Origin of the sequence: Paraburkholderia humisilvae, from assembly GCF_902859855.1 — a bacterium.
Lineage (GTDB): Bacteria > Pseudomonadota > Gammaproteobacteria > Burkholderiales > Burkholderiaceae > Paraburkholderia > Paraburkholderia humisilvae.
This window is the reverse complement of record NZ_CADIKH010000042.1, coordinates 33,159-48,171: the sequence shown is the minus strand read 5'-3', so window position 1 is coordinate 48,171 and position 15,013 is coordinate 33,159. Positions and strand designations below refer to the sequence as shown.

14 protein-coding genes are annotated in these 15,013 nt (G+C 64.8%); 1 reads left to right on the top strand and 13 read right to left on the bottom strand.

The window, feature by feature from the left end:
* Positions 1-91: 91 nt before the first annotated feature.
* The 5 genes from HV796_RS30495 to HV796_RS30475 form a co-directional block, all read right to left on the bottom strand.
* Positions 92-1,084 (bottom strand): TRAP transporter substrate-binding protein, encoded by a 993-nt coding sequence (locus tag HV796_RS30495; protein ID WP_175231206.1) that lies wholly within the window; start codon positions 1,082-1,084, stop codon positions 92-94.
* Between the two features lie 252 nt (positions 1,085-1,336).
* Positions 1,337-2,542 (bottom strand): porin, encoded by a 1,206-nt coding sequence (locus HV796_RS30490; protein ID WP_175231203.1) that lies wholly within the window; start codon positions 2,540-2,542, stop codon positions 1,337-1,339.
* A 267-nt stretch (positions 2,543-2,809) separates the two neighbouring features.
* The gene (gene araD / locus HV796_RS30485; protein WP_175231200.1) at positions 2,810-4,564 is read right to left on the bottom strand and encodes an L-arabinonate dehydratase; all 1,755 of its coding nucleotides are present in this window, start codon (positions 4,562-4,564) and stop codon (positions 2,810-2,812) included.
* Positions 4,565-4,602: 38 nt separating this feature from the next.
* Positions 4,603-5,538: a dihydrodipicolinate synthase family protein gene (locus HV796_RS30480; RefSeq protein WP_175231197.1), complete on the bottom strand. Its 936-nt coding sequence runs from the start codon at positions 5,536-5,538 to the stop codon at positions 4,603-4,605.
* Positions 5,539-5,731: 193 nt separating this feature from the next.
* A complete protein-coding gene (locus tag HV796_RS30475) occupies positions 5,732-6,421 on the bottom strand; it encodes a FadR/GntR family transcriptional regulator (protein ID WP_175231194.1) in 690 nt (229 codons plus the stop codon).
* A 224-nt stretch (positions 6,422-6,645) separates the two neighbouring features.
* On the opposite strand from HV796_RS30475, the gene HV796_RS30470 reads away from it, so the two are divergent.
* Positions 6,646-7,812 (top strand): ATP-binding protein, encoded by a 1,167-nt coding sequence (locus tag HV796_RS30470; RefSeq protein WP_175231191.1) that lies wholly within the window; start codon positions 6,646-6,648, stop codon positions 7,810-7,812.
* A 40-nt stretch (positions 7,813-7,852) separates the two neighbouring features.
* Here the strand turns inward: HV796_RS30470 and HV796_RS44300 are convergent, their stop codons facing one another.
* Genes HV796_RS44300 through HV796_RS30430 form a run of 8 tightly spaced genes read right to left on the bottom strand, consistent with a single transcriptional unit; the run spans position 7,853 to position 15,006 of the window.
* On the bottom strand, positions 7,853-8,662 hold the full coding sequence (locus HV796_RS44300) for a type II secretion system protein (RefSeq protein WP_246356123.1): 810 nt from the start codon (positions 8,660-8,662) through the stop codon (positions 7,853-7,855).
* Between the two features lie 2 nt (positions 8,663-8,664).
* Positions 8,665-9,051, bottom strand: coding sequence for a type II secretion system protein (locus tag HV796_RS30460; RefSeq protein ID WP_175231188.1), 387 nt, complete (start codon positions 9,049-9,051; stop codon positions 8,665-8,667).
* Between the two features lie 5 nt (positions 9,052-9,056).
* On the bottom strand, positions 9,057-9,584 hold the full coding sequence (locus HV796_RS30455; protein ID WP_175231185.1) for a type II secretion system protein: 528 nt from the start codon (positions 9,582-9,584) through the stop codon (positions 9,057-9,059).
* A complete protein-coding gene (locus tag HV796_RS30450; RefSeq protein WP_246356122.1) occupies positions 9,581-12,184 on the bottom strand; it encodes a secretin N-terminal domain-containing protein in 2,604 nt (867 codons plus the stop codon). The genes HV796_RS30455 and HV796_RS30450 overlap by 4 nt, the downstream gene beginning before the upstream one ends.
* Before the next feature lie 38 nt (positions 12,185-12,222).
* Complete coding sequence (locus HV796_RS30445) at positions 12,223-12,750, bottom strand: hypothetical protein (RefSeq protein ID WP_175231182.1); 528 nt, start codon at positions 12,748-12,750, stop codon at positions 12,223-12,225.
* Complete coding sequence (locus tag HV796_RS30440) at positions 12,747-13,364, bottom strand: hypothetical protein (protein ID WP_246356121.1); 618 nt, start codon at positions 13,362-13,364, stop codon at positions 12,747-12,749. The genes HV796_RS30445 and HV796_RS30440 overlap by 4 nt, the downstream gene beginning before the upstream one ends.
* On the bottom strand, positions 13,343-13,894 hold the full coding sequence (locus HV796_RS30435) for a PilN domain-containing protein (protein WP_175231176.1): 552 nt from the start codon (positions 13,892-13,894) through the stop codon (positions 13,343-13,345). Before HV796_RS30435 ends, HV796_RS30440 begins: the two co-directional genes overlap by 22 nt.
* A complete protein-coding gene (locus HV796_RS30430) occupies positions 13,891-15,006 on the bottom strand; it encodes a hypothetical protein (protein ID WP_217478037.1) in 1,116 nt (371 codons plus the stop codon). The genes HV796_RS30435 and HV796_RS30430 overlap by 4 nt, the downstream gene beginning before the upstream one ends.
* Positions 15,007-15,013 lie beyond the last annotated feature (7 nt).

Below are 15,013 nucleotides of genomic sequence, written 5' to 3'. Positions count from 1 at the left end.
GTGCGACGCCACGGCCTGCCCCGCTTTGCTGCCCGGCTTTGCTACCCGATCGCTCCCTGATCGCCCGGTCGATATCTCGCGGACAATGCGCTTACTTGATCGCCTCGATCTGGTCGACGATCTGCTTCATCTCGGGCGTCGTTTCATACTTGGCCCAGACCGGCTGCATCGCCTTCTGGAACGCCGCACGGTCGACCTTCGCGGCCGGCACCACGGTCACGCCGGCCTTCTCCACGGTCTGCATGCCTTCGGCTTCCTTCGCGCTCCACAGCTTCTCGTAGTAAGGCACCGAGTCGTCCGCCGCCTTGCGGATCGCGGCCTGCTCCTGCGGCGTCAGCGTGTCCCAGATCTTCTTCGAAAACACCAGCACTTCCGGCGTCATCGAATGCTCGGTCTCGGAAAACACCTTGGCCACTTCATAGTGTTTGGTTTCGACGTACGACGGGATGTTGTTCTCCGCCGCATCGACGAGACCCGTCTTCAGGCCCGTGTAAACCTCGGCGAACGGCATCGGCGTCGGCGTGCCGCCCATCGCCTTGATTTCGTCGACCATCAGGTTCGACGGCTGCACGCGCACCTTGACGCCCTTCATGTCGGCCGGCGTCAGGACCGGCTTGGTTGCGTAGATCGAGCGCGCGCCGCTTTCGTAGAAGGTCAGCGCGATCATGCCCTTCGCCGCGAACGCATCGAGAATCTTCTTGCCCGGCGCGCCGTACATCGCCTTATGGAAGTGATCCATATCGCGGAACAGGAACGGCAGCGACGGAATCATCGACTCGGGCACGATGTCGTTGAACGCGGAACCGTTCGCACGCACCATGTCGATCGCGCCGATGCGCACCTGCTGGATGGTGTCGTTTTCCGAACCCAGCGCGCTATTGCCGAACACCTTCACGCTATCCTTGCCGCCGGTGTCCTTGCTGATTTCGTCGCCCATGAACTTGAGCGCCATCACGGTCGGGAAGGTGTCGCTGTGGACGTCGGCGACGCGAAACACGCGCGCTTCAGCCGTGCTGGCACCGAAAGTCAGGAACGAGGCCGCGACCAGGGCCGACAGGCCGGACAGGGCGAGCTTCTGTTTCATGTTGCGATCTCCTCTGATATGACATTGACTGACTGCTTGCGCGGCATCGGGCGCCACCGTCATGGCTGTCTGGCTCGATGCGTCAGCCTTGGCCTCCTGCCCTGATGTCAGGACAACTTGGCCCAGTGTTGTAAGACAAGGCGCAATTCTATAAACATCTTCACCGGTTGCCGCCCCGGTACAAACCCTGATGAACCGCTGCCCCGGCGGCGGCCGGTCACGCGCACCGTCCGCCCGCCGGTCGGGCCGACATCAGAACTGATGATTGATGCCGAGCGTTACGCCGAACTGGCTGCGCGTCGCGGCAGGCGACTGCTCAGCAATGTTGGCGGTGGCGTTGATCACCTTGCCGTTGTTCAGCGTCTGGCCGTTCGCGCGCTGATACGCTTCGAGCAGATAGACGCGCGTGCGCTTCGACAGGCTATACAGCTGCGTCAGGTTGATCTGGCTATAGGTCGCGGCGTCCTGAATGCCGTTCGCTTTGGTTGCCCAGGTGTACGCGTAGCCCACGGCCAGATCCCACGGGTCGGCCGGGTGGAAGTGCAGCACGGCGCCGCCGGTATTGAAGATCGCGGTATCCTTAAAGCCGGACGCAATGCCCGGAATGTATTGCACGTTCGTATACGACGCCGACACATCCCATTGGCTGCTGAACTGGTAACCGCCCGTCACCGCGAAACGCTGCTGTGCCGCCGCGTTCTGGTAGCCGTTCGTGATCGCGCTCACGCCCTGCTCGCCGGTGCCCGAGTATGCGGTCGAGCTCGAACTCCACGGGCCGCCGTTGACGTTTGCGTTGTTAAAGCGCGCGAAGCCGACACCAATGCCCGCCGGACCCGCGAGGTACTGCGCACCCACGCTCCACGTCGAACCCGCGTTGAAGCTGCCCGCGATGCCGCCGAGCGCGTACATGCCGCTCATCTTGAAGCCGTAGAACGACGGCGTCGTATAGACCACCGCGTTGTTGATGCGGAAGTCGGTATCGAGTGCGTCGAGATCGCCCGGGTGTGCGCCGAACGCGCCGGTGAGCCACGGCGTCGGGCCGTACTGCGCGGTCATATTGTAGTAGGGCGTGTACTGGCGGCCCAGCGTGAGCACCCCGTACTGCTGATTCGCCAGACCGACCCACGATGCGCGGCTGAACATCAGGCCGCTCTTCGATGCGGTGCCGTTGGTGGCGTTGAAACCCTGCTCGAGCTGGAAGATCGCCTTGTTGCCGCCGCCGAGATCCTCGGAGCCCTTCAGGCCGAAGCGCTCGCCGCCCCACACGCCTTCGATCATCTTGACCACCGAGTGACCGCCGGAGGTCGCGCCGGTCGACGGCGCCTGATTGCTGAGGTACGCGAGACCCGTATCCACCACGCCGTAGAGGGTCACGCTGCTCTGAGCGAACACGCCGGCCGAGGCCAACATCGCCGCGACACCGGTGAGTGCGATTCGAGCTTCTTTGTAATGTCTCATCTAATTGTCCCTTTTTTCATTGGAGTATTCGCGGCCGTTCGCGCCGCACGAAGTGCTCTGGCCGCCTCCCGGCAGCCAGTCATCGCCTCGTTGCCGCATATCCCCCGGCCGGCGTCGATGCGCCCGGCACGATATGCGGGTTGTCTCTCGCGTGCGGCGGCCCGGTCTCCTCGCGCTGCCCTGCCGACCTCGTCACGCCGTTGCCGGAACCCCTCCGGCACGGCGGCTCAGGGGCGCGCGTGCACGCACCGCCGCGTGGTTGTCACCTCAATGAATCTCCGGCTCGCCGCCGCTGGCATCCTTCGCGTCAGGTTTGCCGCCGTCGCGTTGCAGGAAATCGAAGTCGCATCCCTTGTCGGCCTGCGTCACGTGAATCTGATGCATCGCGCCGTAGCCGCGCGTGAAGCGCGGCGCGGGCGCCACCCACGCCGCCTTGCGGCGCGCGAGTTCTTCATCCGTGATCAGCACGTTCAGTTTGCGTTGCGGCACATCGAGCTCGATCAGATCGCCGTCGCGCACCAGCGCGAGCGGGCCGCCGATAAACGATTCCGGCGCGACGTGCAGCACGCACGCGCCGTAGCTGGTGCCGCTCATGCGGGCATCGGAGATACGCACCATGTCGCGCACGCCCCGCTCCAGCAGCTTCTTCGGAATCGGCAGCTGCCCCCATTCCGGCATGCCGGGCGCGCCCACCGGGCCCGCATGCTGCAGCACGATCACGCAGGTTTCGTCGATCTCGAGCGCATCGTCGTCGATGCGCGCGGCCATGTCGTTGTAGTCCCTGAACACCACCGCGCGGCCCGTATGCACGTGCAGCGCCGGTTCCGCCGCGCCGGGCTTGATCACCGCGCCGTCCGGCGCGAGATTGCCGCGCAGCACCGCGAGCCCCGTATCGGGCATCAGCGGCGTCGCGCGGCGGCGGATCACTTCATCGTTGAAGATCTCCGCGTCGCCGATGTTCTCCGCAAGCGTCCTGCCATTGACCGTCTTCTGCGAGCCGTCGATCAGATCGCCCAGTTCCTTCAGCATCGCGCGCAGGCCGCCCGCGTAGTAGAAATCCTCCATCAGGTACTGGCCCGTCGGACGGATATTCGCGAGCACCGGCGTGCGCCGCGCGAGATCGTCATAGCGTTCGAGCGTGAGCTCGATGCCCGCGCGCCGCGCGAGCGCGATCATATGCACGATCGCGTTGGTCGAACCCGACAGCGCGAGGCACGTGGTGACCGCGTTGTCGATCGACGCGGCGCTCAGCAGGTCGGACGGCTTCAGGTCCTCCCACACCATGTCGACGATGCGCATGCCCGTTTTCGCGGCGAACACCGCATGGCGCGAATCGGCCGCCGGTATCGACGCGAAGCCCGGCAGCGTGAAGCCGAGCGCTTCGGCGGCGCTCGTCATCGTCGACGCGGTGCCCATCGTCATGCAGTGTCCCGGCGAGCGCGCAATGCCGCCTTCCACGCCGCGCCAGTCGTCTTCCGTGATCTTGCCCGCGCGCAGGTCCGCCCAGTACTTCCACGTATCGGAGCCGGAGCCGAGCGTGCGGCCGTTCCAGTTGCCATTGAGCATCGGGCCCGCGGGCAGGAAGATCGCCGGCAGGTCCATCGAGATCGCGCCCATCAGCAGCGCCGGCGTCGTCTTGTCGCAACCGCCCATCAGCACCACGCCGTCGGCCGGGTACGAGCGCAGCGTCTCCTCGACTTCCATCGCGAGGAAGTTGCGGTAAAGCATCGTGGTCGGCTTCTGGAACGGCTCGGAAAGCGTCTGCACCGGAAGTTCAACCGGAAAGCCGCCCGCCTGCCAGATGCCGCGCTTCACTTCCTCGACGCGCTGTTTGAAGTGCGTATGGCACGGATTGATTTCGCTCCACGTATTGAGGATCGCGATCACCGGTTTGCCCGCGTACTCTTCGCGCCCATAGCCCATCTGCGCGGTGCGCGAGCGATGGCCGAACGAACGCAGGTCGTGCACGCCGTACCAGCGATGGCTGCGCAATTCCTCGGGCGTTTTCTTCTTGATGCTCACTTCGCACTGCTCCAGAAAATTCGCGGAAATGTCGTGCGTCAGGCCTGCGCGGACAGTTCGCGCTCGAATGCGAGCAGCGCCTGCGCCGCCGCGGCGATATCCGCGTGATGCGTCTGCGCGGTGCTGCTCAGGAGCGGCAGGATCGTGCCCATGTCCGCGAGGCCCGTCATCGTCACCGCGTCGTGCAGCACGCAGATCAGCGAAAGCTGGTCGCGCAGCGTTTCAAGCGGCATGCACGCGTCGTAGATGCGTTGCGCCTCGGCGGCGCGTGACGGATCGCGTGCAGCTTGCAGCAGCGTGCTAACCGAGCGCGGTGCGATACAGCCGGAGCCGGTCGTCCATGCGGCCAGACCGAAATCGCGCACGTGCGTCAGCGCGGGCCGCTCGCCCATGCCCGACACGACCCGCGCGGGATTCACGCTTTGCAGCAGGCGCCGCAGATACGGATCGTCAGCGGGGTTCTCGCGCACGATCGCGTACTTCACCGCGATCAGCGTGCCGCGATCGACCAGTCGCGCGAGCGTATCGACGTCGACGTAGTTTTCGTTCTTGATGTACAGCGTGAGCGGAATGCCCGCGGTGTCGACGATGCGCGTAAGACCCGCTTCGACGCCTTCGGGCGTCGTAAAGCCGGTGAGCGGCAACACCATCGCGGTGCGGTAACTGGTCTGCGCGAGGATGCGCGCCTGGTCGAGCATCTTGCCGAAGTCCGGACCGACAGCCGGAATCACGCGCGTGGTCGGCGCGGTATGGTCGGCCAGCATGTCAAGCAACTCGCGATACTCGCTGATTGCAACGTGATAGAAGTTCGCGTTACCGCCGTACAGCAGCGTGCGCATACCGCCGGCTTCGATATGGCGGATCAGCCGCTGGTTCTCGGCAATGTCGAGCGACAGATCGGCATGGCGAGCAAGCGGAGGCACCGCCATCACGGTCGAGGCGAATTCGCTCTCGGTAATCGGGGATACGTTCATGGAGTCTCGTAAGCGGATTGATTCTTCTGACGAGCGGAACGATATCACCGGCTATTTGATGTTGTCAAACAACATCGCGTATTAGTGCCGTACTGGTCAAATCGTGCGCGCCTTGGCTTGACAACTGCGCCGCGGCGCATCGAAAGCGACACGGTCCGCGCAGGCGCGGGCCGCCACGGGCAACAGCGATAAATCAGGCGCCGAACATGCGCACCATCGCGTTTTCGAGGTGCTGCCGCATCGCCTGCCCGGCGCCGCTCGCGTCGCGGCGGCGGATCGCTTCGAGCACCGCCAGATGCTCCTGCTGCACAAGCTGCTGCCGCTCGAGCGACTTCACCAGCGACAGATTGCGCGACAGGTTCATGCTGAACTCGACCTGTTCGTGAATGAACGACAACGACGTGATGAAGAACTGATTTTTCGACGCGCGCGCGACCGCCAGATGAAACGCGAAGTCGTCCCTTGCGCCGATGCCTTCGGTCTGGATCACCTGCTGGAGGTTGTCCCATTGGCGCTGGATCGCTTCGAGATCGGCGTCGTCAGCCTTCTGCGCGGCAAGCGCGGCGCCACCGGACTCGGTGACAACGCGAAATTCGTAGCAGCGCCGGATGTCGGACAAGCTTTCGAGCGGCGCGAAGCGGCGCAAGTCCGGGTCCGGGCGACGCCTGACCGTCGTGCCGGAACCGTGGCGGGTCGCGATGATGCCGTCCGCGCGCAACTGCGCGAGCGCCTCGCGCACGGTCGGCCGCGAGGTGGCGAAGCGCTCGGCCAGCGCGTGCTCGGTCGGTAACCGGTCGCCTTCGCGATACTCGCCCTCGATGATGCGATTCAGGATATCGGTGTAAATCCGGCCGGGCATGCCGGGGGACTGGCGTTCATTCATGGTGCGCGGGGGAGCGAAGTTGTAACGTTCTGGCAGAGTTGTCAGGCAAAGTCTACTCAATGCCAAACTTGATTGGCAAGTAGGGACAACTCACGCAGCGTGCGTTTCGGTAAAAGCCGTGCAGGTTGGTTGCCGGTCGGTTCGGCTCAGGTAAACGTCACTTTTCAGATCGAAAAAGAGTTTGTATCATGGCTTCTCAGCACATTTGATAATTCTCAAAATCTATGAGAAAACAGGAGAAAGATGGCATTGACCTCTGGCACTTTGCCCGCCCCGAACTGGCGCAGGCTTATCTCAGCGCGTTCGCGCTGGGTCTGACGTCCGCGCGAGGACTGTTTGCGCGCCGCCGGATGGGAAAAACCGAGTTTCTCTGCAAGGACCTGTTACCCGCGGCCGCCGAGCAGAACTATCTTGTCGCGTACACCAACCTATGGGATACCACAACGCCCGACATCGCCATTGTTTCGGCACTGGTGGAAGCGCTCGAGCCACGCGGCTTGCGCGCGGTTCTGACCGCACTCGGAAAACCGGTCAGGAAGCTGAAGGCGAGCGCAAAGCTGCCCGGCGGAGCCGAAGGCTCAGTCGAGGCGGAACTGGCGCAGCTCGACGTGGATAGCGCCACGACGCTGCGAGCAGCGCTCCGCCAGTTGGACCAGCGGAAGAGGCCGCTGCTGCTCGTCATCGACGAGGCCCAGGTACTCGCCCGAGCGGAGCACAGCACGTTCACGCATGCGCTGCGCGCAGCGCTAGATATCCGCAAGGACCGCATCAAGGTGGTGTTCGCCGGTAGTTCGGAGACGACCCTGCGCGACATGTTTGCCCGGTCGTCGGAACCGTTCTACAACTGGGCTCCGCTCGAACCGTTTCCACTGCTCGGCGACGAGTTCGTGGCCTTCACCATCGACCTGATGAACAGCCTCGCACGGCACACGATGACCCTCGAAGAGGGCAGGAAGGCGTTTGAAACGCTGCACCGGACGCCCGAATTCTTCAAGCGCTTTGTCGAGAGATTCATGCTTTATCAGACGCAGGGCGTTGCATCCGCACTCGAGCAAACGAAAGAGACGGTGTTCTCCGACACGCATTTTCTCCAACAGTGGCGCTCAGCCAGTCCGGCAGACCAGGCGGTGCTGACGCTGGTCGCGAGCGGCGACTCGGACCTCCATTCAGCAGCAGGCCTCGCGCGCCTGGGCGCGCTTCTCGGCAAGCCCGCGACGCGCAATACAGCCGGACACGCACTGCATCGGCTTCAGGACGCTAACGTGGTGGCCCGACTTGACCGCGGTCACTATCGTATCGAAGACGAGGCCTATGGTGAGTGGATTCGACAGAGCACTGCCGGGAACCTGCGCAACGCGCTGGCCGCGCCTGTAAAAAAGAAATCGAACTAGCTGCGCGTGCTTGTCTGTTTCTAACGGACGGACGGTCCATTCACGGAAACTGGCCCGAAGGCGAACTGTTCGACGGCCCATTTCCAGGCGATGATCCATTCGATGGCGAGCTATTGAATAGCGAGCCATTGGGCGCTGAACCGCCCGGCGAGTTTCCGCCGAACGAAGAACCGAACGGAGAACCGAACGAAGTACCGAACGGCGAGCCAGGCTGGGAACCCGACGGAGAACCAGGCGAAGAACCAAACGGAGAACCAGACGGACTGCCACTCGGCTGCGGACCATTCGACGGCAAGTTGCTGCCGCTCGTATTGCCTGCGGAATCGCCATTGTTCAAGGTGTTGTCCCCCGGCCTCTGCCCCTGCGTGAGCGCCGGATAGCGCGCGATAAACACCCAGTCCGTGTAGCTCTTCCTGTTATCGAATCCCTGAAACGCGGGAGGAAACTGCTTGATCTGGATCGGACGCCCTTGCGACGCGCTATGAATGCCAACGATCGTCTGACCGTCCGGCGCTTTGACCAGCACCCAATCCGCTTTGCCCGTCATCGGGTCGTCATAGATCCTGCGCAGGTGGCGCACCACGTTCGGGTAGCGTGGATCGCGCAACAACTCGTCGAGCGTGCGCGGCTGCGTCGGCTGGCCGAGCGGCGTGGCCGACGCGTAGCTCTGCAGCGCGCGCTGGAATGTTTCGCCGACTTTCAGCAACTCCTTCTCCGCCATGCGCCGCTGATAAATCGCGCCCAGTTCCGCCGACGCGGCAGCCGTGATGCCGATAATGGAGATCAGGATCATCAGCGCGAGATACGTATACCCGCGTTGCGCGCCACGCCGCCGCCGAGCCTGTCGCATCGTCACATCGCCCCGTACGACTTGCCGTCGGCATCCGTACCTTCAGCGCCGCTCTTGATGTCGTAGATGTTGCCCGGGAACGGCTCCTCGGGCGGGACGATCTGCCAGGTCCCGGTGCTATCGGTGATCGGGTCGAGCGGCAACGCGCGCAAATAATGCTTGTCGACCAGTTCCTGCAGGGAATCCGGATACCGCCCCAGGTCGCCATAGAACTGGTCGATCGCGATGCGCGTCACGTGCAGGTTCTGCGCCAGCACCTTCTCTTTCGATGCGTCGATCGAATGAAAATATTCGGGCAATGCCAGCGTCATCAACAGCGCGATAATCGCCAGCACGATCAGCAGTTCGATCAGCGTGAAGCCCGCGCTTCGGTTGGAGCGCCTTCTCATCGTTCTCACCACTTTCGGTAAGGAATGCCATTGAGTCCGATGCCGCTCGACATCGAGTAGACGTCGTACACATCGTCGCCGTCCTCCGGGTCGTCCGCCTCGCTTGCGTACGCGCGCTTGCCCCAGGTTGCCGCATTGCCGAGTTGGGGATCGTTATTCATCGGATCGCGCGGCACGCGCCGCAGAAAAAACATCTTGTGTTCCTTCGGGTCGGTCTGGTCCGGCACCCCCTGCACCAGCAGATCGAGGTTCGGCGGATAGTCGCTCGCGCCCGCATCTTTCTGGATACGCCCGTCCTTGCTCGCGCTGTGGTACGCGTCGATTGCGTCGCGAATTTCGTGCAGCGCCGCTCTGAGTTCCTGTTCGCGTTCGCGCTGGCGTATCACCTGAGCGACGGGCACGGTCATGCTCGCGAGCAGGCCGAGTATCGCGAGCGTGACGAGCAGTTCGATCAGCGTGAAACCGCGCGCGCGGCCACGCCCGGCATCGTGCCAGCGATCCGTCGCCCTGCCTGGCGCGCCGCCCGGTTTCATCTTGGGTTCACCGTCAATGTGTAGGGAGACGCCGGCACAGTCGTGACGGGCAAGCCGGTCGCACCGAGCATCAAGCCCGGCTGCACCTGAACCGTGGTTTGCGAAGCCGTCGCCAGCGCGCGGAACGTCAGGACCGCATACGTGGCCGGCGCAAAGCCGCCGCCGCCGTTCGAGACCGAATCCGACAGGCTGATCTGGCCGCTTTGTCCCGCCCGGCTCGAAAAGCTGGTCGGCGCACCGCCCTGCTTCAGAAAATCGCCTTCGGTCGCGCCGGTGAACTGCAGCTTCGTGCTGTCGTAGGTCACGTTCGCGGGCACGATCGTCACCGGCTGGTCCGACTGCATCAGCACGGTCACCGAGACCGTATCGCCCACCTTCACCTGGGCCGGCCCATCGATTGTCATCCGCGCGGTGCCCGTGCTCGGCGCGCCCCCCGCGACGACCGGATCGTTCTCGCCGCCGCCAAAGCCGGCGCCCGACATGCCACTGCTCCCGAGGCTGCCGGAGCCTTGTGAATAGTTCGCGCCAAGACCCGCGGGCCCACTCGCGCCGGATGTTCCGTTATTCGATGTTCCGGCACCCGATGCGCCCGTGCCGGACGATTTCGAGGACGCGCCCGACGTCGACGAAGCGCCGCTCGACGAGAACGACGACGTGCTGAAGCCGTTCGACTGCACCATGCTTTGCGAATTGGTCTCCGTGCCGGCCGAGAAGTACGCGGAGGCGGCATCCGGGCGCTGGATGTTGCGAATCAGGTGCGGCGTGATCGCGAGCACGATTTCCGTGTTCTTCGCATCGTCGGTGGTCGCGCCGAACAGGCGGCCGAGCACCGGCAACTGGCCGAAGCCGGGAATCTTGTTGCCGGAGGTGCGCTCCTCGCTGTCGATAAGGCCCGCCAGCACATCGGTTTCACCGTTTTTCAACTGCAGCAAGGTACTGGCCGTGCGCGTGCCGATCTCATACGCGGTCGTGCCGGACGACCCGGTGATCTGATTGAGCAGGCTGCTCACTTCGAGCGCGACCTTGATGCCGACGCTGTTGTCGAGATAGATCGATGGCTCGACGTTCAGCGTCAGACCGACGTCGATATAGTTGACCGACTGCGAGACAAAGCCCGTCGACGTTGCGGTCGATGTGACGTTCGGCACGCGCTCGCCGATCAGGATCTTCGCCTTTTCGTGATTGCGCACGCGAATGCGAGGATTGGTCAGCAGCTTCGCGTTCGAATCCATCAGGTTCGCGTTGACCGTCGCCTGGATCTGGGACACGCCAATGGTCTTCGAGGTCTGATGGAACAGGTCGTTGAGCGACAGCGACGGTGACGAACCATTGGTGGGCGACGATACGCCGAAGCCGCCGCCGCTGCCGAACGGGTCGAGCGGGTTGACTGACCCGCCCGTCGAGCCGTTCTGGCCGTTACCCGAATTGATCACGCTGCCCACCGGCAGCGGCGTGAGCGTCACGTTGCCCGGCCATTGGATGCCGAGGTTCTGCGTACTGTTGCGCTGCACTTCGAGCACTTCGACTTCGAGCATCACCTCCGGCTCCGGCACATCTTCGAGCGTGACGAGCCGTTCGGCCATACGGATCACATCGGGCGTGTCGCGCACGATCACCATATTGAGCTTTTCGTCGATCACGACATCATGCGCCTTGAGGATCGTCTTCAGCGTGTTGGCCACCGTCTTCGCGTCCGCATTCGACAGGAAGAACGTACGCACCGCCAGTTCCTGGTAGTCCTTCAGCTTGGCGGGCGTGTTCGGATAGATCAGCACCGTGTTCTCGTCGAGCACCTGCTGCGCGAGCTGATTGGTCGCGAGCACATAGCGCACGGCCGCTTCGATCGTACTGTTGCGCAGGAAGATCGAGGTCCGCTGGTCCGTGCGCACGTCCTTGTCGAACAGGAAATTCATGCCCGCGCTGCGCGAGATCACTTCGAATACCTGCTTGAGTGTCGCGTCCCTGAAGTCGATATGAATCGGCTTGCGGTACGCGCTCGCGAGCGCCGCCTCGACCCGCGTCGCGCCGGGGTCGAGCGTAATGCGCCGCTGCAGTGCGAGCGCGCGCACGTGCGTCGGTACTTCGGTCAACACCTGGGCGAGCACCCGGCGCGCGCCGTCGAGGTCCTGCTTGTTGGCCATCGCTTGCGCCTGATCGACCAGCGCGTCGAGCCGCGTGCCCTGTTCGAGCGCGGCGAGTCCCGCGAGCGCGCGTTCGTCGTCCGGGTCGATCTTCAACGCATGCTGGTAGGCCTTGCGTGCGGCGTCCCGCGCGCCGTTGGCGGCAAGCCGGTCGCCCTGCGTGTCGTCATGCGTCAGTATGTTTTCACGCACGGCCAGCCAGCGCGCCCGATATTGCGCATCTTGCGGATTCTGTTCGGACGCTTCCTGCAGCTTCGCCAATCCCTCGTCCACTTTGCCCTGGGCGATCAAATCTTCGCCCGCCTGATAGGTCTTCTGGCCCGCGCAGCCCGCGAACAGCATTGGCACTGCGACGACCAGTCCGAGCGGCGCAAGCAGCCGATGCCGCCACCCCGCTTTGCGCGGCACCGCGCCGCGCGGACCCCGAAGTCCGTTCTGTTTTGAAAATTGCGTACGCAACGACTGGCTTCCTATGAAGGCTTTCTCTTGTCGCCTGGTTAATCGGCGTCCCCGATATCGATGGTCTGAACCTGCCTGAGCGGCAAATACATGAGCGTGAGGGTCGGAGGCCTGATCGAATCGACGCGGTAATTCGCGTCGATCATCGAGTTGTCGTGCACGATCACCGTTTCGTCCCCGCGCGCGAGATACACCTCCCACATGCCGTTCGCCGCCTTTTTGCCGATATAGGTGAACGGCACGGACGGCGTCATCGGCAACGGTGGCAGCGGCGGTATCTGCGCGCTCGCGGGTGCGACCGACGGCAGCGGTGGCATCCATGACTGGCTGCCAAACAGGTCGTGCGGGCCGCTGCCGGCGTTGCCGAACAGTTCCTTGCGCGAACGCAAGGCGGCGATGCTGACGAGCGGCACGCCATCCGTGCTCGCCGTGGCCGGCGTCGCGTCGTCCCTGCTCGCGCGCGGCGCCGCTTCGACGACCGGGTCCGGCGCGCGATTGCCGCCGAAAATCAGCAGCCCGCCGCACACGACGAAGACGATCGCGAACCCCACGTGCAGCGGTTTCATCGGCGCGCCTCGCTGGCCGCGGCGAGCGTCGTGCCCGCGCTCGCCGGACGCAGGAACACCGTAAAGCGCAGGCTCGCCTCGACCATCTGGTCATTCGCGGAATTGCGCTTGAAGCGCATGTCTTCAAGCGCCGCATACGGTACGGTCAGCAGCACTTTTTCGCAGAAGCGCCGCAGGCGCGCGTAGTCACCCTTGACAGGCAGCACGATCGTATAAGTCTCAAAGCGTCCGGCCGCGTCGCGCGCAGGCTTGTACTCGGTCTTGTCGAGCGTCACGCCCGTGTCGCTGGCGGCGTCGAACAGACGCATCACGACCTGTTCGGTGTGCCCCGCATCGCCGAGCGCCGCGTAGAACGCGGCAAGCCGTTCGGCGGCAAGCGCCTGCGGCGAGAGCACCGGCGCGGGCGGCGGCGCGAGGCGCGCCCGTTTGACCGCGCGCGCTTCGTCGGCGATGCGGGCGGTCAAACCAGGCAGCAGCCCGAACCACAGCGCCGCGGCACTCGTAATCAACACACCGGCGACGAGCACATCGGTGTTCGTGCGGCGCAACGCGAGCTGGGCCCACAACACCGCTCGCGTGAAATGCGTCATTCTCACGATACGGCCCTCTGCCACTGCGCTTCGATCTGGAAGCGGATCACCCCATCCGTGTGGTCCTTCGCGAGCTCGTGCCGCACCAGATCGACGCGTACGAACAGCGGCTGCTGTTCGAGCGCCTTCAGATAGTCGATCATCACGCCGCTGCTGCTTGCTTCCGCCTCGATGCGCAGCAGCGCGCGGCTCGCGTCCGGCGTGATCGACAGGAGCGCAACCTTGGCGGGCGTCGCCGCTTCGACCGCATTGAGAATGTCGTCCCACGGCAGGTTCAGGCGCGCGACCGCGGCGTTCACGGCCGCGCCCTGCTTTGCGTCGACCGGCGCGCGCGCGACGTTGGCGCGCGACCGCGCGGTCTGCGCTGCTCGCGATGCGATGTGCTCCTGTTCCTGTGCGAGCGCATCGAGCCGGTTGAATAATCCGTGCGCACGCATGCCGGCCACCACGCAGAGCACCGCTGCCGCCAGCGCAAGACAGCGCGCAAGCGGATGACTGCGGTACAGGTGACGCCGCGCGCTCGCCGGCGCAAGGTCGATGTGCAGGCGTTTCATCGCGCGAGACCGCCCCATGCGAGTTGTGCCGCGGGCGACAGCGTCGCGCCGCTTGACGCGGTGCAGGACGCGACGCGGGTGACGCATGCGCGAACCTCGATGCCGTGCGGCTGCGCGCCGTCGTTCACGCCGTCATTCAAGCTGTCGTTCGCGCGCTTGCCCGTGCGTTTTGCCGCGCGCCTGTCTGTCCGTTTATCCGACCCGGGTTGGTGCGCTTGCCACCCATTGGGCAACGAGCCATGCACGTGCAGCACGTGCGGCGCCGGCACGTTATCGAGCAGCGCGGCACGCGCGAGTTGCTCGTGCAGCCATGCGAGCGGCGGAGCATCGTCGGGCAGCGTCAGCGTGCGCACGGCGGCGAGGCGCGGACGCCGCGCCCGGCCGTCGACGATGCCAAGCGTCAACGCGCCGTCGTGCAGCGTCGCGAGCCACGCATCGGCCGCGACGCGTCGGTGCCAGCGGTTCCATGCGCCGACGAAGTTCGGCACCGTCGACACGAGACAGTTGCGCCGCGCCCGCGCCGCGAGATGCAACGCTTGATGCAACCGTTGCGGCACCGCGCAGGCGAGGAACGGCGCGGCGGCCTGCCAGTCCGCCACCAGTTGCCATGCGCTCGCCGGTTCGCCGTAAAGCATCTGGAAGCGGACCGTGGCGGCGGTGTGCAGGTCCTGCATACGTGTGCCATTGGCCGGCGGCGTCACAATGAAGTAGCGCACGAGTTCGTCGCCCAACGTCGCATGGATAGGCAGCGTGCCGCCGCCCGCTTCGTCGAGCGCGTCGCCGATCAGCGCGGCGAGTACATCCGGCGCCGTGCCGGACAGGATATCGGGCAATGTGCGTTCGATAAATGCCGGCGCTGGCTCGCGCAGCACGGCTTCAACGGCGGCCTCGGCCGCAGGCAATGCCACGCTCGCGCCGGCACGCTTGCCAATCCGCCGCGCACCGCCGGCGCCTAAGCCCGCGAGGCCCGCGCCAAGACTTGCCCCGCGGCCCGCGCGCGGGCCGCGCACACCGTCCGCCCGCAGTACCGCGACGCCGCCGCGCGACAGGCCGAGCCGGTACTGTCCGCGCTGCAAGACCGGCACACTTCGCGGCACACCCCGCGGCATCATCCGACGC